This is a genomic window from Mycobacterium sp. MMS18-G62 (assembly GCF_053877835.1).
The window spans coordinates 3995001-4012510 of record NZ_CM132662.1 but is presented as its reverse complement, the minus strand read 5'-3'; the positions used below and the strand labels follow the sequence as shown (position 1 = coordinate 4012510).

The following is a 17510-nucleotide window of genomic DNA, read 5'->3' as shown; positions in this document are numbered from 1 at the left end:
GCGAGGTGCAAACCACGTCCGACATCCTGGTCGCCGGAATCGGCAACATCTTCCTCGGTGACGACGGCTTCGGCCCCGAGGTGATCCGCCATGCGCCGGCAAGTCTGGCCAGCCCGCGCGTCCGGCTGACCGACTATGGAATTCGCGGGATGCACCTGGCTTATGACTTGCTCGACGGTTGGCAGGCGCTTGTGCTGATCGACGCCCTGCCGAACCGCGGCGAACCCGGCACACTGCACGTGTTCGAGGCCGACCACCAAACTTTGACCGCGACGACAGGGCTGGATGCTCACGCCATGGATCCCGGAGCCGTCTTCGCGGCGCTCAACGCGCTGGGCGGCAGTCCTCCGTACACCGTGGTGATCGGCTGCGAAGTCGACAGTGTCGAGGAAGGAATCGGCCTGTCAGATCGCGTCGCGGCCGCCGTACCGCACGCCCTGCAATCCATCGAGAATGTCGTCGAGCGACTGCTGGAACCGGTGAAAGAGGGCTGAGCGATGTGTCTAGGGATCCCGGGGCAGGTCGTCCGGATGCTGGATGGCTATGGTGGCCAGCTCGCGCTCGTCGACGTCGCGGGCGAGGACCGCAAGGTCAACGTGGGGATGCTTCCCGAAGAATCCTTCGCACCCGGTGACTGGGTGATCATCCACATGGGTTTCGTCGTGGAGAAGACCGACAAGGCAGGCGCGGACGCCGCGATGGCAGGCCTGGAGCTGATGGGACGCGGTAGAGACGTCGAGGCATCGCCATGACCGCACGGCGCAGGGTCCGCGTGTGCGTGCAGGGCGTGGTCCAGGGCGTGGGCTTCCGGCCGTTTGTCTACACAACGGCGTCGTCGCTGGGGCTGACCGGCTCAGTGCGCAACGACAGCTCCGGAGCCATCATGGAGGTCGAGGGCGACGCCCGCGACGTCGATGAATTCCTGGCTCGGCTTCGCGACCGACCGCCGCCTCTTGCGGTCATCGAATCCATTGACATCCAGCAGATCCCGGTCAACGGCGGCACAGGCTTCGCCATCGGCGACACTTCACGCACAGATGGCGGGCGCACGCTGGCCTCCCCCGACGTCGCGATGTGCGACGATTGCGCCGCGGAACAACGCGATCCCGCGAACCGGCGCTACCGGCACGCGTTCGTCAACTGCACCAACTGCGGTCCTCGCTTCACGATCATCGCGTCCCTGCCCTACGACCGCGCGTCCACCACGATGGCCGGCTTCGCCATGTGCGCCGAATGTGCCTGCGAGTACACCGATCCCGGAGACCGGCGTTTCCATGCTCAGCCCGTCTGCTGCCCCAACTGCGGGCCGACTCTGCGCTACCGCGACGGTCGCGGAGGCATCACCGACGGCGAATCTGCGCTCACGGACGCCCGCCGACTGCTCAGTCACGGAGGCGTCCTGGCCGTCAAGGGCATCGGTGGATACCACCTCGCGTGCGACGCAGGCAACGACTCTGCCGTCGCCGTACTGCGCAGCCGAAAACGCCGCGGCGACAAGCCGTTCGCCGTGATGGTCCCCGATCTGGCCACGGCGCGTAGCATCACCGACGTCGACGGTGCGTCGGCGCGCTCGCTTTCCGGACCGCAACGCCCGATCGTGCTCATGCCGCGGCTGCCCGGCGCCCCGGTGGCCGATTCGGTCGCGCCCCACAACCCCGACCTCGGCGTGATGCTGGCGTACACGCCGTTGCACACAGTGCTGTTCGGCCTGCCTGGCGACGAGCCGGGCCCGTCAGTCTTGGTGATGACCTCCGGCAATCTTTCCGGCGAGCCGATCTGTTTTGACGATGATGATGCGCTCGACCGGCTGGCACACCTGGCCGACGGCTGGCTGATGCACGACAGGGCGATCCTCGTTCCGTGCGACGACTCCGTGGTCCGCGTCGTCGACGGTGTCGAGCTGCCGATCCGGCGCTCACGGGGCTATGCGCCGCTGCCCGTCGCGTTGCCGATGGCAGTCCCACCCACGCTGGCCGTCGGGGCGGATCTGAAGAACACCATGGCGATCGCCGACGGACGGTACGCCTGGCTGAGTCAGCACATCGGCGACATGGACGACTTGACTACTTTGTCCGCCTTCGAATCCGCGCAGCGGCACCTGCAAGCGCTCACCGGGGTCAACCCCGAACTCCTTGTGGCCGACGAACATCCGCTCTACCGCTCCAGTGGGTGGGCACACCGCAACGCCGCGGGCCGGCCGGTCCGCACCGTGCAACATCACCACGCTCACATCGCAGCGGTGATGGCCGAACACGGCCTCGACGGGTCGCAGCGCATCCTCGGATTCGCCTTCGACGGAACCGGTTATGGCTCCGACGGAGCCGTATGGGGCGGCGAGGTGCTCGTCGCCGACTACAAGGACTACCGGCGAGTGGCCCACCTGAAGTACGTGCCGCTGGCCGGAGGCGACATCAGTGTGTTGAGGCCCTACAGGATGGCTCTGGCGCACTTGTGGGCGGCAGGTCTGCCGTGGGACGACGACCTGGCGCCCGTACAAGCCTGTCCCGATGACGAACGTCGCGTCCTGATGCGTCAGCTCGAGACCGGTCTCGGCTGCGTCCCGACGTCCAGCATGGGCCGGTTGTTCGACGCTGTCTCCGCACTGGTCGGCGTCCGGCAGGTGGTTGCCTACGAGGCGCAGGCCGCGATCGAATTCGAAGGGATTGCGCGCCATGCCGAGGCGGGCGCCACCACATACGCCTTTGACGTCGACCGCTCACAGCCGGCCGCCCAGATCGACCCCGCTGCAATCCTCACGTCAATCGTGGCGGACTTGCGCGCGCATGTGCCTGCAGCGGTCATCGGTGCGCGATTCCATCGCGCGGTTGCCGACTTGATCGTCGACCTTGCCGAGGCCGAGAACGATGGGATCCATACCGTCGCCTTGTCGGGCGGTGTGTTCCAGAATGCCCTCTTGTTGCGGTCAGCACGGGACAGCTTGCGTGGCAAAGGTTTCGAGGTCATCACTCATCGGTTGGTGCCGCCGAACGACGGCGGCATCGCCCTTGGACAGTTGTTGGTGGGCAATGCCGGATAAACAGACACTCATGAGCGCCCCACCAGCGCAACGAATTCCGCGTGGACATTCGTTGTTCGCCCGCTACGCGTTGCCGCCCAACGAGCTGGGATACTGCGGGCCTGCGCTCGCGACCGCGACGGACATCGCCGCACACGCACGAGAGTTCGACGGAACATGGCCCTACTTGACGGCGATCGCCGAGGCAGCCGGCGCCGATGACCCCCTTGATGCCGATGTCGTCGAGAACTACTGGGTCGGCGGGGCGTTGCTGGATCGAATAGACCCTGCGTCACTTCTCGACAGGCTTCGCGATGCCTTCGCGGGTCAGGTCACCGGCCTATTGAGTGACCTGACAGACCCTGCGGGCGTCCTCGCCCACCACAGCTTTCACGTGTTCGTCGTGTATCCGTGGGTACGGTTTCTGACCCGGGATGCCGCAACTGCGCTCCAAGTCATGCAGAACTGCAGAATACGTTGGGGCACTGTCGAATCCGTCGATGGGGATACCGCGGTAATCCTGTCCCAGCCGCTGGTCGCCGACGCAGAGACGATAGCGCTGGCAGACCCTACGGCGGAACGGGTGGAGTGGCGCCACGATGGAGCGTCGCCGATCAGTGCGCCGCGACCCGGCCAGGTGGTGTCGGCGCACTGGCACCGCATCTGCGACACGCTCACCGACTCCGGAGTGACCGCACTGGCCACCGCCACACAGACGACTCTCGACTTGGTCAACGCGACAAGGAAGCGACAAGGAAACCAGCCCACAACAATTCACCCACCATGAGGAGGAGGTCATGACCGGACCCAGTGAACACAGAACCGAAGAAGCACAATCCCAACGCGGTGAGCCCGGTTCGCGGGACACCGGCTCGGATCAACCGGCGGGCGGTCCCGCCGACCGGCCGTCTGAAACCTATCGGGGCGACGAGACGGTCCCCGCGCACGACGAGCAGGGCAAACAGGGTGACACCGGCGGCGACAAGACCGAGCATCCGCCGACGGACACCAAGCCCGCGGTACCACCGTACGAAGGTCGCCAGACAAGCGCCAAACCCGAAGGCGATCAGGGTGAGGGTCAAGGTGCCCACACCGGTGGGGAGCACAAACAATAACCACGTTGGCAATTCGCTCTCGACGACCGTGCCGCCGGGGCGCGGAGACTCGCGTTCAACCGGAGTTCACCAGTCCGTCAAAACGCTTGATTCGCCGCCCCACTGGAGGAGACTGGGGGCTATGACGGCCGTCGCACCGCCACCCAGTGGGCCCTTCGTCGACGAGGGGCTGTCCGCCGATTTGGCCGCGGCGGCACTCGATCTCGCCCGCAGGTTCCACAATGGCGCGACGCTGTGGGTGATTTCGCCGCAATGGGAGCCGCACGCCCACCACGTGGCGGTCGAATTCGTCCACCCGGTGATCGTGGGCAAGCGTGCGCTGCCGTCGGTCGCGCTGGTCGAACCCGATCCGGTGGCACAGGCCCGCGTTGCCAGCAGTCCCGGCGACCTGCTGTTGGCCGTCGCGTCGGCCGACCAACCCGCCGTCGTCGACGCCATGCGCCGCGCTCCGGCGTGGGGCGCGGTGACGCTGTGGATCGGCTCGGGCCCGCGACCGCCTGCCGGTGCGGCCAACCACGTGCTGTGGATCGACTCGGACGACCCGATGGTGCCCGCCACCGGCCGGTTCGTGCTGATGTATCACCTGCTGTGGGAGCTGACCCACGTCTGCTTCGAGCACCCCGGTCTGCTGAAGCCCGGCGAGCAGGAGTGCACCGACGAGTCGTGCATCACCTGCGGCGACGAGGGCCGGCTCGGTGAGGTCGTGCTGGAGCCCGGCGACGTGGCCGGGCAGACTCTCGTACGCACTGCCAAGGGCGAAGAATGGGTGGACACCAGCCTGCTCGACCCGAGCATTCCGGTGCGCGTCAACGATCTTGTGCTCGTGCACGCGGGCGCGGCGATCACTCGACTGGAGGAGGCGCCCCGATGACAGCCGACTTCTCGGCCCGAGAGCCCGAAGCTACGAGTTTTCTCTACCCGTTCATCGAGTCGGAGGAGACGGACGCCTCCAGCCTGCTCGACGACCTCGCGGCCTCTGCGCGGGGCAAGGCCACCGAAAGTGCACGGCTGCAACGAGAATCACTCGACGAATACGCTGCCGGGTTGACCGCGGCGGGAACCGCCATGGCCGAGCGTTTCCTGCGTGGCGGCCGTCTCTACACCCTGGGCAATGGCGGCAGTTCCACGGACGCCGCCACACTGGCATCGTTGTTCAGCCGTCCAGCGCGGGGCAGGCCGGTGGCGGCGTGGTCGCTGGCCGCCGACGAGGCGGTGGTGACGGCGCTCGGTAACGACGTGGGGTTCGACCTGATCTTCAAGCGTCAGATCATCGCCCATGCGCGCGACCGCGACGTCGCGATAGCGCTGTCGACGTCGGGCAACTCGGAGGACCTGACGACCGCGATCACCGAGGCCAAGCAACGCGGCCTGCTGACGATCGGGTTCTCCGGGCACGACGGAGGAAGGATGGCGGCCGCCGACGATTTCGACTTCTGCTTCACCGTGCACTCGCAGAGCATTCACCGTATCCAGGAGAGCCACGCAATGCTCGGTTACCGACTCTGGTCCGTCACGCAGGAACACATGGCCCGCCCACTGACGGGTGCATCCACATGAGCACGACCGCCGACCGCGAAGACCGCGTGCTGGAACGGATCGACAAGTTCCGCCAGCGCAGGCCCCGGCTGCTCGACGATGTGGTCACGCTCGCCCACGGTGCGGGAGGCAAGTCGTCAGCGGCCCTCGTCGACGCGGTTTTCCTGGAGGCGTTCCGCAACGACGAACTCGAACAACTGGGTGACGCGGCGACGCTGCTGACTCCATCGGGGGAACGACTGGCTTTCTCCACTGACTCGTATGTCGTTCAGCCACTGCGCTTTCCGGGCGGTTCCATCGGCCAGGTCGCGGTGCACGGCACCGTCAACGATCTCGCGGTGTCGGGTGCCCGGCCGCTCTGGTTGTCGGCGGGCTTCGTCATCGAGGAAGGGTTCCCGATCGCGGAATTGCGCGAAATCGTCGCGGACATGAGCGAATCCGCCGCCAGCGCCGGCGTTCAGATCGTCACCGGCGATACCAAGGTCGTCGGCAAAGGCGCGGCCGACGGTATGTACATCACGACGACGGGCATCGGTGTGATTCCCGAGGGCCGCAGGCTCTCCCGCGATCTCGTCCAGCCTGGAGACAAGGTGGTGTTGTCCGGCACGATCGGCGAGCACGGCATGGCGGTGATGCTGGCGCGCGGCGACCTCGCGATCGACGCCGACATCGCTTCCGACACGGCACCGGTCAACGGGCTTGTCGAGCTGCTGCTGGACGCGGCGCCGTCGACACGGTGGATGCGGGATGCGACGCGTGGCGGCGTCGGCACCGTGTGCAACGAGCTGGTCAAGGACTTGCCGTTTGCGCTGATTCTCGATGAAGCCAGCCTTCCGGTCGAACCGCAGGTGCTTGGCGCCTGCGACATGCTGGGCATCGACCCGTTGTACGTCGCGAACGAGGGCAAGTTCGTCGCGATCGTCGCGCCCGATGAAGCTGAAGCAGCCGTATCGGCGTTGCGTGAACACCCGCAAGGCGTCAACGCCACCGTCGTCGGCGAAATCGTGCCGGAACCACCGGGAATCGTCGCGCTGCGAACATCTTTCGGCGGCAGCCGCATTGTCGACATGCTCGTCGGCGACCCGCTGCCGCGAATCTGCTGAAGAGGAGAACGCCGATGTGTCTAGGGATACCCGGCCAGGTGGTCGACATCGTCGACGCCGAACAGCATCTGGCCAAGGTCGACGTCAACGGCGTTCGCCGAACCATCAGCGTGCGGTTGCTCGCCGACGACAACCTGCAGGTGGGTGACTGGGTGCTCGTGCACGTCGGCTTCGCGATGGCCAAGATCGACGAGCGCGAAGCGGCGATCACGCTGGATCAGGTGCAGAAGATGGGCGAGAACTACCAGCAGGAGATCGAAGCCTTCAACGAAACCGAAATCGCCTGAGGGAGATCGGAAATGAAGTTCGTCGACGAATTCCGCGACCCGGCGGCCGCACGTGCACTGGTGAAATCCATCACCGAGCTGGCCCGTGGCGGCGAGTTCAAGTTCATGGAGGTCTGCGGCGGCCACACGCACACCATTTACCGCCACGGCATCGAGCATCTGCTGCCCGAATCGGTCGAACTGGTACACGGGCCGGGATGCCCGGTGTGTGTCATCCCGATGGGCCGGGTGGACGACGCGATGTGGCTCGCCGAGCAGCCGGGTGTGATCTTCACGACCTTCGGCGACATGATGCGCGTGCCCGGTTCGAAGGGAAACCTGATCGAGGCCAAGGCCCGCGGGGCCGACGTGCGGTTCGTCTACTCCCCGCTCGACGCGCTGAAGGTCGCCCTCGACAACCCGGACCGCCATGTGGTGTTCTTCGCCGTCGGTTTCGAGACCACCGCGCCATCGACGGCGGTGACGCTGGTCCGTGCCCGCAACCTCGGCGTCACGAACTTCAGCGTGTTCTGCAACCACGTCACGATCGTGCCCCCGATCAAGGCCATCCTGGAGTCACCCGATTTGCGGCTCAACGGCTTCCTTGGCCCCGGCCACGTGTCGACGGTCGTCGGCCTGCGGCCGTACCGGTTCGTCCCCGAGGTGTACGGAAAGCCCATGGTGGTAGCGGGATTCGAGCCTCTCGACATCCTCGCGTCCGTGCACATGCTGCTGCAGCAGATCCGCGAGGGGCGCTGCGAGGTGGAGAACCAGTACAGCCGCGTGGTGCGCCCAGAGGGCAACACGCAGGCGCTGAAACTGATGGCCGAGACCTTCGAGTTGCGGCCCCACTTCGAATGGCGCGGGCTGGGTTTCATCTCGCAAAGCGCTCTGAAGGTGCACTCGGATTACGCCGAGTTCGACGCGGAGCGCACGTTCGACATGCCCGGCGTTCGCGTTGCCGACCCCAAGGCGTGTCAGTGCGGCGAGGTGCTCAAGGGCGTGATCAAACCGTGGGAGTGCAAGGTGTTCGGCACCGCGTGCACACCCGAAACACCCATCGGCACATGCATGGTCTCACCCGAAGGCGCGTGCGCGGCCTATTACAACTTCGGCAGGCTGCACCGCGAAACCGCGCAGCTGTTGGGACAGCGTTAAGACGGTCGCCAGAGTTGATCGGTGGTCGTCGCACCGCCGGGAAGCTCGACCAGCTCGATCGGCGTACCGTACGGATCGTAGAGAAACATCATCCGCACGCCGCCGATGTCCACGGGCGGGTCGCAGCGGACGTCACCGAAAGTCGTTAGTTTCTCGTATGTTCCGTCGAGGTCTTCGACGCGCAACGATATGTTCGTGTAGCCGATGTGAGGCCCCTTCGGGGTTGGAGGAACATCGCCGAGCGCGAGTAGCTCCACCATCGCCCCGCCGATCAAACCGCCGATCATCCGCCCCTTCTCGCCGCTGCGCCCAGTGACCGCGTCGAGACCGGCCCCTTCGAGCTCCACGTCGAACACGACGTCCATGCCGAGCACGCGGGTGTAGAAACCCAGCGCGGCTTCGATGTCGGAAACCCCGATGCACACATGGGAGAAGTTCGCGATCGAGATCGGGTCGTGGTCGGGAATCGTCATCATCGCCCTTTCACAGACGTCACCATTGGTCGCGCGGCACATCGAAGTCCGCGCACAGCGCCCGCCACACATCGCGCGGGTCCACGCCGTCCTCGATGGCCTGGGCCGCGGTGCGCCCGCCGAACTGGCTGAGGGCGTGGTCGACGAGCATGGACGCGCCACGTACCGGGCCGAACTGCCCGTCGACGAGTTCGCGGAATTCCGTCATTCGCACTGAAGCCAACCTACCCCGGGGACTCCACCGCTTCGTGGCACACCTGTACCGGATCGGCCACCTCGGCCACCGATGCGCCGGCTCGGCGGGCCGCCTCCCGGTATCGCGGTGACGACAACACTTCGGTGACCGCGGCGGCCAGCGCCTCGGCCGTCAGCGGCCGCACCAGCTGCGCACTGCCTTGGCGGACAACGCGATTGGCGATCTCCCACTGATCACCACCGCCCGGAACGGCGACCAGCGGCACGCCTGCGAGCAGCGTCTTGGACACCATGCCGTGCCCGCCGCCGCAGATCACCAGATCGGCACGCGACAGCAGTTCGTCCTGACGGCCCAGTCCGACCACCGCCCATGGCGGCACGCTCAAGTCAGGTCCGGCGAGGCGCGACACCACCAGCCGGGCACCCTCGGGCAGCACCTCCCCCGGCGTCAACACCTCCAGCGCCAACTCCGTCAGCCCGCGCGCACCGGTTGTCGCCGTCGACGGCGCAACGACCACCACCGGCCCGGCTCCTGCCGGGATGTCGAGCACCGACGACGTCGGCTCGAAGTGCAGCGGCCCCACGACCACCGCCTCCGGCGGCCAGTCCGGGCGCGGCACCTCCAACGCAGGCAGGGTGGCGATCAACCGCCGCAGCGGGCCGGGATCTTCGGCGGGTAAACCGATTTCGACCCGGACCGCCGAGCGCTGGCGCAGCCCTTCACGCCAGGAGCGTGCGGTCAGCGCGCGCATCACCGCGTCACGCAGCCGGCCGCCAAGGCCAGTTCCCGGGGCCAGCCCGCTGCCCACCGGCGGTAGTCCCTTCGACGGCCGATACAGCGGGTGCGGGTTCAGCTCGACCCACGGCACGCCCATCAACTCCGCGGCCAGGCCTCCGCAGGCCGTGATCACGTCCGACACCACCAGGTCGGGTGCCAGCTTACGCAGCCGCGGCACGTTCAATACGGCCATCCGCGCCGCGCGTTGATGAATCTTGGCGCCAGCGTCGGTGTCGTCGTCCGACTCGGTGGGATCCAGGCCGTCGAGCTCGATCGCATCGACCCCGGTACGCCGCGCCGTGTCCAGCCATTCGGCACCGGTCAGCAGCGTCGGAGCGTCACCTGCAGCGAGAAACCGTTGGCACAGCGCAATGGCCGGAAACGCATGCCCGGGATCCGGTCCGGCAACCACGGCGACCCGCACGGGCCTACCCTGCCACAGGGGCCGCACACTACGCTGGCAGCCATGACCGACCAGGCTTCCCGAGTCAGCTCGGACGTCGACAACGCCCGTACCGTCGAGACCTTCCTGTACGCCCTGCAGGATGAGGACTTCGCCACGGCCGATTCCGCGCTGGCGGACAACATCGTGTGGCAGAACGTCGGCTGGCCGACCATCCGCGGCCGTGAACGGATCATGAAACTGTTTCGCCGCGGCCAGGGTCGAATGGGTTTCGAGGTGAAGATTCATCGCATCGCCGCTGACGGTAACGCCGTGCTGACCGAACGCACCGACGTGCTGGTCTTCGGGCCGCTGCGCATGCAGTTCTGGGTGTGCGGGATATTCGAGGTGCATGCCGGCCGAATCACGCTGTGGCGGGACTACTTCGACATGTTCGACTTCACCAAGGCAACTCTGCGCGCCATCGCCGCGACGGTGTTCCCCTCATTGAGACCGACGCTCTAGTGACCGCCGACACCACACGCACCAAGCCGAACCTGCTGCAGTACATCGGCTACTGCTACGGGAAGCGGCTACCCGACTCGATGCGCGACTGGGTGCGAAACGACCTGGCCGGCAAGGGAGCCACCATTCGGACGATGGTGCGCGCCGCGATTCCAGCCCTCATCGTTCTGTCGCCGTTCTGGTTCATCCCGATGTCGCTCTATCTCCACCTGAGCACGACCCTGCCGATCTTCATCCCGTTCGTGCTCTTCTCGCACGCACTGAACAAGGTGTACCGCCGTCACCGGCTCCGTCAGCACGGCCTAGACCCGGCCCTGGCCGACGAGCTGTCCCGGCAGAAGAACGCCCACATTCACGAGGCGTACATCGCGAAGTACGGCCCGCGATCCGGGCCATCCAGCTCACACGACATCTAGGCGCCGCGCAGGTGGCCCAGCTCGTCGAACGCCTGGGCCCACCCCATCAGCCGATCGGTCGCGTATACCAACTCGTCGCGGTAGCGCTGCTGTGACATCGGAGAGCTCGACATCGGCCCGGTATTCGCGGCGGACACCAATTGCGCTGCGGCGGTGACCATTTCGTTGTACTGGCGGGCGCCGTTGTGCAGTTGCGCGGTGAACGTGTTGATCGTGGGCGCCAGGTGGGCTCGCGACTGCGGCGCTGAACGCATCGCCCGCTCCATCGACGCCACCTCATTGGCCGTCGCAGCCATGGTCGAAGTGGTTTGATTGGCCGCGGCGGTCAACTCCCGAAGTTCATCGGCGGGCAACAGTCGTCCGCGTTCCAGCACACCCAGCAGCGAGAACAGCGCTCGCTCCGATGCAGCCAACTCGGCCATCGGCTGGCGAGCCGCCGAACCCCACGGAGGCAGGCGCCGGGATCGCTGCGGCGGCAACGGCTCTCGGCGCAGCCATCGGTATCGCAGGAACGCCAGTGTTGCGAGGAACGCCGCACCGACCGCAATCGGCGCCGGAATGAACAACGCCCACACCGGCGTGCTCCACGACGCCAGCAAGGCCGTCACCAGCACCCAGAACACGCTGGACACCGTCAAGAACACCGCGAGCTGCAGCGCCCAGCGCCGCTTGCGCAGGAGTTTGGCACGCGGGTCGGCGGCGGCGTTGAGCTTTTCGGCCAACGCATCCGACCATTCGGCGGCGGTGTCAACCCCGCGCTGCACCAACGACCGCCAAGCCTCGGGTCGACTCGCGTGATTCATTGCCATACCTGCGAAAGTTATTGCGACAGCGGATTTTCCGGAGTCGCTTGCTGATTGGTCGCCGGCGTGGCCGGCGCGGTGGCCGCCGTACCACCGGCGGGGAGTTGCTCACCGCGCATCGAGGCGCGGATCTGCTCCAGCCGCGAATGGCCCGCCATCTGCACGCTGGCCTGCTGCACCTCGAGCATCCGGCCCTGCACCGAGTTCTGCGCGAGTTCGGCGGAACCCATCGCGTTGGCGTAGCGGCGTTCGATCTTCTCGCGGACCTCGTCGAGGCTCGGAGTGGTACCCGGCGCGGCGATCTCGCTCATCGACCGCAGCGAGGCACTCACCTGCTCCTGCATCTTGGCCTGCTCGAGCTGGGACAGCAGCTTCGTGCGCTCGGCGAACTTCTGCTGTAAGACCATCGCATTCTGCTCGACGGCCTTCTTGGCCTGAGCGGCCGCCTGCAGCGCCTGGTCATGCAGGCTCTTGAGATCTTCGACGCTTTGCTCGGCGGTCACCAGCTGCGCGGCGAACGCCTCGGCGGCGTTGTTGTACTCGGTGGCTTTGGCGGCGTCACCGGCGGAGGTGGCCTGGTCGGCCAACGTGAGCGCCTGACGGACGTTGACCTGGAGCTTCTCGATGTCGGCCAGCTGGCGGTTCAGCCGCATCTCCAGTTGCCGCTGGTTGCCGATCACCTGGGCCGCCTGCTGCGTCAACGCCTGGTGCTGACGCTGAGCCTCCTCGATGGCCTGCTGAATCTGCACCTTCGGATCGGCGTATTCGTCGACCTTGGAGCTGAACAGCGCCATCAGGTACTTCCACGCCTTGACGAACGGATTGGCCATTGGTGATCACTTCCGCCTTTTGTCGTTGTGTGTGCTCAGTGCCAACTTATCGGTTCCGCACAGATCACCACAGCCTGTGCGGGGATTTGCAAGCTCGCCTCAGGCCACTGCCATCGACACGACCTGAGGGATGACCACCTTCGTCGTGGCGTCGATGTTGGCCGCACTGACGCGGGTGAGCGCGGCGTGCTCGACGCGGGCCAGCTCCTCGCCGGCGTCGGAGAGAACCCGCGACAGCGGGATGTCCAGGGCACCGCAGATGGCGCTGAGCAGTTCGCTCGACGCCTCCTTGCGGCCACGTTCCACCTCTGACAGGTAGCCCAGGCTGACCCTGGCGGAGTCGGACACCTCGCGCAGGGTGCGCCCCTGCTCGGTGCGGGCACGACGCAGCACGTCGCCGATCACCTCGCGCAGCAATGCCGTCATCGTGCTCTCCTCCCTGAAAATGGGCTCAATTACTAGGGCAACGCTGCGAATCGCCGCGTGGTTCCCGGATGGCGCAGATCACCCTCGCCCGACGAGCGACCGCAACCGCGCAACCGCCTCACGCACGGCCCCGACCCGGATATCCCAGCGTGATCCGGTGAGGGCCAGCTCGACGACCTCGGAGTCGACAGGGCCTGCGAGCCCGAGGAACACCGTCCCCACCCGATGACCGCCATGCGGCTCCGGGCCTGCCACACCCGTCAGACCGACACCCCAGGTGGCTGCGCAGCGCTGCCTCGCGCCGACGGCAAGCGCGTGCGCGGTGGGCGCGGCGACGGGGCCGACGGCGTCGAGCAGCTGCGGCGCGACCCCGGCCAACGAGATCTTGGTCTCCTCGATGTAGGTGACAAGGCCGCCGCGCAGCACCACGCTGGCGCCGGGCACGCCGGCGAGGGTGGCGGCCAGCAGCCCGGCGGTCAACGATTCGGCGGTGGCCACGCTCTGGCCGCGCACCGTCAGCTCTGCGACAAGCGCACGGGCGTCCTCAGTGACCAGGGGGTCGTCCACGCGAATCCCTGATCGCCGAGACGACGTAGTCCACGCCGGTGATCAGCGTCAGCACGATGGCCGCCCACATCACCACCCACGCCGCAGACAGCCACGGTCCGGACAGGGGCAGCACGAACAGCCCGATCGCCACGGCCTGCACGAGGGTCTTGAGCTTGCCCCCGCGGCTGGCCGGAATGACGCCGCGCCGCAGCACCGCGAAACGCAACACTGTGACGCCGATCTCGCGAACCATGATCACCACGGTCACCCACCACGGCAGATCACCCAGCATCGACAGCCCGATCAACGCCGCTCCGATGAGAGCCTTATCGGCTATCGGGTCGGCCAGCTTGCCGAATTCGGTCACCATGCCGTAGCTGCGGGCCAGCGCACCGTCGAATCGGTCGGTGATGACCGCGATCGCGAACACCACGAATGCCGCTATCCGCCAAGGCGTTTCATGTCCATCACCGACGAACAACAAAACGAGAAAGACGGGCACCAACGCCATTCGCACGCCGGTGAGCATGTTTGCGAGATTCGCCACCCGGGCGCGCGGAACCACCGGATCGATATGAGGTTGGCCCGACACCGCAACAGGATATCGGTTGCTCGAGCCGATACCCTCGCACGTGTGAACGAGCGGCTCATCGTCCGGCGTGCCCGGACGTCCGACGTGGCGGCCATCAAGGCGCTCGTCGACGTTTACTCCGGCAAGATCCTGCTGGAGAAGAACCTGGTGACGCTCTACGAGGCGGTCCAGGAGTTCTGGGTCGCCGAACTCGACGGTGAACTGATCGGCTGCGGTGCACTGCACGTGTTGTGGGCAGACCTCGGTGAGGTGCGCACGGTCGCGGTGCATCCGAAGGTGCGCGGCCAAGGTGTCGGGCATGCGATCGTCGACCGGTTGCTTGATGTCGCCAAAGAGCTTCATTTGGAGCGGATATTCGTGCTCACCTTCGAGGTCGAATTCTTTTCCCGCCACGGCTTCAAGGAGATCGAAGGCACGCCCGTCACCGCCGAGGTTTACGAGGAGATGTGCCGCTCCTACGACACCGGTGTCGCGGAGTTCCTCGACCTGTCCTACGTCAAGCCGAACATCCTCGGCAATACCCGAATGTTGTTGACGCTGTAGGCCGTACTGTGGAGACGTGCGTCGCATCGTGGCCTACGCCGTCGCGGCTTCTGCAGCTGCCGCGACGATCGCGTCTGCTCCGGCGCAAGCGGACCCACCGCAATGCGGTGACGGGCCGATCGTCATCGCCGGCTGTACAGGCCCAGGAGTCTGCACCGCGGTGATCGACGATCAATGCGTCGGAGTCCAGCCGCCGCTGCTTCCGCCGCCACCACCGGTGAAGGTCGGCATCGAAGGCGGCGTCGGCGTCGGGATCTAATCGACGTCGGTGTCTGAGCCGTTGGCGTCCGAGCCGCCACGGATCAGCGCCAGGGTGCCAGCCAACTCGTCCGGCTTGACCAACACCTCGCGTGCCTTGGAACCCTCGCTGGGCCCGACGATGCCGCGCGTCTCCATCAGGTCCATCAACCGGCCCGCCTTGGCGAAGCCGACTCGCAGCTTGCGCTGCAGCATCGACGTCGACCCGAACTGGCTGGACACCACCAGCTCGACGGCCTGCAGGAAGACGTCCATGTCGTCGCCGATATCGGGATCTACGTCGGTGCGCTCGCTGGTCGTCTTGGCCTTGGTGACGCCTTCGTTGTACTCCGGTTCGGCCTGATCCTTACAGGCCTGCACCACGGCGTGGATCTCGTCGTCGGTGATATACGCGCCCTGCAGGCGGATGGGCTTGTTGGCGCCCATCGGCAGGAACAACCCGTCGCCCATACCGATCAGCTTCTCGGCGCCCTGCTGGTCGAGGATGACGCGGCTGTCGGTGAGCGATGAGGTCGCGAACGCCAGCCGCGACGGCACGTTGGTCTTGATCAGACCGGTGACGACATCCACCGACGGTCGCTGGGTGGCCAGCACCAGATGGATGCCGGCCGCACGCGCCTTCTGGGTGATGCGCACGATTGCATCCTCGACGTCGCGCGGGGCCGTCATCATCAGGTCGGCCAGCTCGTCGACGATCGCCACCACATACGGGTAGGGGCGGTACTCGCGTTGACTGCCCAGCGGCGCGGTGATCTCGCCCGAGCGCACCTTCTTGTTGAAGTCGTCGATGTGACGGACGCGCGACGCCTGCATGTCCTGGTAGCGCTGCTCCATCTCCTCGACGAGCCACGCCAGCGCGGCCGCCGCCTTCTTGGGCTGCGTGATGATCGGCGTGATCAGGTGCGGAATGCCTTCGTAGGGCGTGAGTTCCACCATCTTCGGGTCGATCAGGATCATCCTGACCTCCTCGGGCGTGGCGCGCGCGAGAAGCGACACCAGCATCGAGTTGACGAAGCTGGACTTACCCGAGCCTGTCGAGCCCGCCACCAACAGGTGGGGCATCTTCGCCAGGTTGGCCGAAATGTATTCGCCCTCAATGTCCTTGCCAAGGCCGATCACCAACGGATGGTGATCACCGCGGGTGTCCGGATCGGTCAGCACATCGGCCAGCCGCACCATTTCGCGGTCGACGTTGGGAACCTCGATACCCACCGCCGACTTGCCGGGGATCGGCGCCAGCATGCGCACACTCTCAGTGGCTACCGCGTAGGCGATATTGCGTTGCAGCGCAGTGATTTTCTCGACCTTGACGCCGGGGCCCAGCTCGACCTCGTAGCGCGTGACGGTCGGGCCGCGGGTGCAGCCGGTGACAGCGGCGTTCACCTTGAACTGCTCGAGCACCTCGGTGATGGCCTCGACCATGCGGTCGTTGGCTGGGCTGCGCCGCTTCGGCGGGTCGCCCGCGATCAGCAGATCCAGCGGCGGCAGCGTGTACGGTCCGTCGACGACCCGGTCCAGCGACAGCGTCTGCTGCTTCTTGGGGGGCTTCTTCTTTCGCGTCTTGGCGATCGGTTCGGGGACGGTGGGCGCCTCGTCGTCGATCGGATAGTTCTGCATCGGCGTTCCGGTCGGCCACGCCTGCGGCTCGTCCTCGCTGTAGGCCGACGGGTCGTCGTAGTAACCGTCGGAAAAGTCCTCTGCTTCTCCGGCGTACGGCTGCTCGTCCTCTTCGTAGTAGTCCTCGTCGTACAGCTCACCGCGGAATGCCCGCGCGGAGAACATCCTCTGCAGCGTCGACGGCACCTCGCGGATCGTCGTACCGGTCACCAGCAGCAGCCCGAACAACGCGCCCATGAACAACAGCGGCGCCGCGATCCACGCCGTCAGGCCATCCGACAGCGGACCGCCGATCGCGAACCCGAGAAATCCGGCGGCGTGCTGCCGCGCGGCCGGATCCGTCGGCGACCCAGCCCACAGATGCCAGAGGCCGAGCGTCGGCAGCGCGATCATCGCCGCGCCGAGGATGAGCCGCGGCCGTGCTTCCGGGTCCGGTTCGGTGCGCATCAGCACCACGCCGATCGCGGCGAGCGCGAGCGGCACCAGCACCACCGCCGAGCCGATGATCACCCGCAGGAAGCCGTCGATCCACTGGCCGACGGGCCGGGCGGCGTCGAACCAGGAACTGGCGGCGACAACGACGGCGAGACCCAGAAGGGCCAACGCGATGCCGTCGCGGCGGTGGCCCGGCTCGATGTCACGCGCGCGGCCAACGGAGCGGGCCGTGGACCCGGCACCTCTGGCCACCATCAGCCAGCCCGCGCGAACTCCCCGTCCGACCGACGCTCCCGCCGACGAGATCGGCGACGGATGAGCGCTGCGTGCGGGCTTCCGGCGGGCCGCCGAGGAGCGCGGCGAGCGGGATCCGCCTTTCGAGCCGGCCTTTGACCTGGTCGAACGGGCGCCAGAGCGCGCGGCGGTCTTACTAGGCATGGTTGTAAGCCTAGTCGCATAAGCCCCATATTCACCATCTGCCACACGGGTCACAG

General features: G+C 66.6%; 23 protein-coding genes. 14 read left to right on the top strand and 9 right to left on the bottom strand.

Annotation, left to right across the window (positions count from 1 at the left end):
• The first annotated feature begins 5 nt into the window (after positions 1-5).
• From ACWW36_RS20000 to hypD, 10 genes are all read left to right on the top strand, one after another.
• Complete coding sequence (locus ACWW36_RS20000) at positions 6-494, top strand: hydrogenase maturation protease (protein WP_456137715.1); 489 nt, start codon at positions 6-8, stop codon at positions 492-494.
• A gap of 3 nt (positions 495-497) precedes the next feature.
• On the top strand, positions 498-752 hold the full coding sequence (locus tag ACWW36_RS19995; protein ID WP_456137714.1) for a HypC/HybG/HupF family hydrogenase formation chaperone: 255 nt from the start codon (positions 498-500) through the stop codon (positions 750-752).
• Positions 749-3037, top strand: coding sequence for a carbamoyltransferase HypF (gene hypF, locus ACWW36_RS19990; protein WP_456137713.1), 2289 nt, complete (start codon positions 749-751; stop codon positions 3035-3037). The genes ACWW36_RS19995 and hypF overlap by 4 nt, the downstream gene beginning before the upstream one ends.
• Before the next feature lie 10 nt (positions 3038-3047).
• Complete coding sequence (locus ACWW36_RS19985; protein ID WP_456137712.1) at positions 3048-3803, top strand: DUF6390 family protein; 756 nt, start codon at positions 3048-3050, stop codon at positions 3801-3803.
• Between the two features lie 10 nt (positions 3804-3813).
• Positions 3814-4131, top strand: a complete 318-nt coding sequence (locus tag ACWW36_RS19980) for a hypothetical protein (RefSeq protein ID WP_456137711.1) — start codon at positions 3814-3816, stop codon at positions 4129-4131.
• Between the two features lie 121 nt (positions 4132-4252).
• Positions 4253-5002, top strand: coding sequence for a hydrogenase assembly protein HupF (locus tag ACWW36_RS19975; protein WP_456137710.1), 750 nt, complete (start codon positions 4253-4255; stop codon positions 5000-5002).
• On the top strand, positions 4999-5688 hold the full coding sequence (locus ACWW36_RS19970) for a D-sedoheptulose-7-phosphate isomerase (protein WP_456137709.1): 690 nt from the start codon (positions 4999-5001) through the stop codon (positions 5686-5688). The genes ACWW36_RS19975 and ACWW36_RS19970 overlap by 4 nt, the downstream gene beginning before the upstream one ends.
• Positions 5685-6770: a hydrogenase expression/formation protein HypE gene (gene hypE / locus ACWW36_RS19965; RefSeq protein WP_456137708.1), complete on the top strand. Its 1086-nt coding sequence runs from the start codon at positions 5685-5687 to the stop codon at positions 6768-6770. Before ACWW36_RS19970 ends, hypE begins: the two co-directional genes overlap by 4 nt.
• 14 nt (positions 6771-6784) lie before the next feature.
• Positions 6785-7057, top strand: a complete 273-nt coding sequence (locus tag ACWW36_RS19960) for a HypC/HybG/HupF family hydrogenase formation chaperone (protein WP_456137707.1) — start codon at positions 6785-6787, stop codon at positions 7055-7057.
• Between the two features lie 12 nt (positions 7058-7069).
• Positions 7070-8194, top strand: a complete 1125-nt coding sequence (gene hypD / locus ACWW36_RS19955; RefSeq protein WP_456137706.1) for a hydrogenase formation protein HypD — start codon at positions 7070-7072, stop codon at positions 8192-8194.
• Here hypD and ACWW36_RS19950 read toward each other — a convergent pair.
• From ACWW36_RS19950 to ACWW36_RS19940, 3 genes are read right to left on the bottom strand one after another with little or no spacing between them, the layout of a single operon-like run.
• Positions 8191-8667, bottom strand: a complete 477-nt coding sequence (locus ACWW36_RS19950) for a VOC family protein (RefSeq protein WP_456137705.1) — start codon at positions 8665-8667, stop codon at positions 8191-8193. The two genes, hypD and ACWW36_RS19950, sit on opposite strands and share 4 nt — an antisense overlap.
• 19 nt (positions 8668-8686) lie before the next feature.
• Complete coding sequence (locus tag ACWW36_RS19945) at positions 8687-8881, bottom strand: DUF3046 domain-containing protein (RefSeq protein WP_456137704.1); 195 nt, start codon at positions 8879-8881, stop codon at positions 8687-8689.
• Positions 8882-8891: 10 nt separating this feature from the next.
• Entirely contained in the window at positions 8892-10064 is a 1173-nt protein-coding gene (locus tag ACWW36_RS19940; RefSeq protein ID WP_456137703.1) for a glycosyltransferase, read from the bottom strand.
• A 42-nt stretch (positions 10065-10106) separates the two neighbouring features.
• Here ACWW36_RS19940 and ACWW36_RS19935 point away from each other — a divergent pair, with 42 nt between their 5' ends.
• Complete coding sequence (locus tag ACWW36_RS19935) at positions 10107-10547, top strand: limonene-1,2-epoxide hydrolase family protein (protein WP_456137702.1); 441 nt, start codon at positions 10107-10109, stop codon at positions 10545-10547.
• Positions 10547-10963, top strand: coding sequence for a DUF5313 domain-containing protein (locus tag ACWW36_RS19930; protein ID WP_456137701.1), 417 nt, complete (start codon positions 10547-10549; stop codon positions 10961-10963). The genes ACWW36_RS19935 and ACWW36_RS19930 overlap by 1 nt, the downstream gene beginning before the upstream one ends.
• Here the strand turns inward: ACWW36_RS19930 and pspM are convergent.
• From pspM to pgsA, 5 genes are all read right to left on the bottom strand, one after another.
• On the bottom strand, positions 10960-11772 hold the full coding sequence (gene pspM / locus ACWW36_RS19925) for a phage shock envelope stress response protein PspM (RefSeq protein WP_456137700.1): 813 nt from the start codon (positions 11770-11772) through the stop codon (positions 10960-10962). The two genes, ACWW36_RS19930 and pspM, sit on opposite strands and share 4 nt — an antisense overlap.
• 11 nt (positions 11773-11783) lie before the next feature.
• Positions 11784-12596, bottom strand: coding sequence for a phage shock protein PspA (gene pspA / locus ACWW36_RS19920; RefSeq protein WP_456137699.1), 813 nt, complete (start codon positions 12594-12596; stop codon positions 11784-11786).
• Between the two features lie 99 nt (positions 12597-12695).
• Entirely contained in the window at positions 12696-13022 is a 327-nt protein-coding gene (clgR, locus tag ACWW36_RS19915; RefSeq protein WP_456137698.1) for a transcriptional regulator ClgR, read from the bottom strand.
• A 78-nt stretch (positions 13023-13100) separates the two neighbouring features.
• Entirely contained in the window at positions 13101-13589 is a 489-nt protein-coding gene (locus ACWW36_RS19910) for a CinA family protein (protein WP_456137697.1), read from the bottom strand.
• Entirely contained in the window at positions 13567-14163 is a 597-nt protein-coding gene (pgsA, locus tag ACWW36_RS19905; protein ID WP_456137696.1) for a CDP-diacylglycerol--glycerol-3-phosphate 3-phosphatidyltransferase, read from the bottom strand. The genes ACWW36_RS19910 and pgsA overlap by 23 nt, the downstream gene beginning before the upstream one ends.
• Positions 14164-14205: 42 nt before the next feature.
• On the opposite strand from pgsA, the gene ACWW36_RS19900 reads away from it, so the two are divergent.
• Together ACWW36_RS19900 and ACWW36_RS19895 are read left to right on the top strand one after the other, a co-directional pair.
• Entirely contained in the window at positions 14206-14706 is a 501-nt protein-coding gene (locus ACWW36_RS19900) for an amino-acid N-acetyltransferase (protein WP_456137695.1), read from the top strand.
• Between the two features lie 16 nt (positions 14707-14722).
• Positions 14723-14965: a hypothetical protein gene (locus tag ACWW36_RS19895; protein ID WP_456137694.1), complete on the top strand. Its 243-nt coding sequence runs from the start codon at positions 14723-14725 to the stop codon at positions 14963-14965.
• On the opposite strand, the gene ACWW36_RS19890 is transcribed toward ACWW36_RS19895, so the two are convergent.
• Entirely contained in the window at positions 14962-17454 is a 2493-nt protein-coding gene (locus ACWW36_RS19890) for a DNA translocase FtsK 4TM domain-containing protein (RefSeq protein WP_456137693.1), read from the bottom strand. The two genes, ACWW36_RS19895 and ACWW36_RS19890, sit on opposite strands and share 4 nt — an antisense overlap.
• Positions 17455-17510 lie beyond the last annotated feature (56 nt).

Coding starts and splice junctions, on each gene's coding strand:
- ACWW36_RS19975 (WP_456137710.1), top strand. CDS start 4,253: ATGACGGCCGTCGCACCGCCACCCAGTGGGCCCTTCGTCGACGAGGGG.
- pspM (WP_456137700.1), bottom strand. CDS start 11,772: ATGGCAATGAATCACGCGAGTCGACCCGAGGCTTGGCGGTCGTTGGTG.
- ACWW36_RS19980 (WP_456137711.1), top strand. CDS start 3,814: ATGACCGGACCCAGTGAACACAGAACCGAAGAAGCACAATCCCAACGC.
- ACWW36_RS19970 (WP_456137709.1), top strand. CDS start 4,999: ATGACAGCCGACTTCTCGGCCCGAGAGCCCGAAGCTACGAGTTTTCTC.
- clgR (WP_456137698.1), bottom strand. CDS start 13,022: ATGACGGCATTGCTGCGCGAGGTGATCGGCGACGTGCTGCGTCGTGCC.
- hypF (WP_456137713.1), top strand. CDS start 749: ATGACCGCACGGCGCAGGGTCCGCGTGTGCGTGCAGGGCGTGGTCCAG.
- pspA (WP_456137699.1), bottom strand. CDS start 12,596: ATGGCCAATCCGTTCGTCAAGGCGTGGAAGTACCTGATGGCGCTGTTC.
- hypE (WP_456137708.1), top strand. CDS start 5,685: ATGAGCACGACCGCCGACCGCGAAGACCGCGTGCTGGAACGGATCGAC.
- ACWW36_RS19960 (WP_456137707.1), top strand. CDS start 6,785: ATGTGTCTAGGGATACCCGGCCAGGTGGTCGACATCGTCGACGCCGAA.
- ACWW36_RS19950 (WP_456137705.1), bottom strand. CDS start 8,667: ATGACGATTCCCGACCACGACCCGATCTCGATCGCGAACTTCTCCCAT.
- hypD (WP_456137706.1), top strand. CDS start 7,070: ATGAAGTTCGTCGACGAATTCCGCGACCCGGCGGCCGCACGTGCACTG.
- ACWW36_RS19995 (WP_456137714.1), top strand. CDS start 498: ATGTGTCTAGGGATCCCGGGGCAGGTCGTCCGGATGCTGGATGGCTAT.
- ACWW36_RS19935 (WP_456137702.1), top strand. CDS start 10,107: ATGACCGACCAGGCTTCCCGAGTCAGCTCGGACGTCGACAACGCCCGT.
- ACWW36_RS19890 (WP_456137693.1), bottom strand. CDS start 17,454: ATGCCTAGTAAGACCGCCGCGCGCTCTGGCGCCCGTTCGACCAGGTCA.
- ACWW36_RS19985 (WP_456137712.1), top strand. CDS start 3,048: ATGAGCGCCCCACCAGCGCAACGAATTCCGCGTGGACATTCGTTGTTC.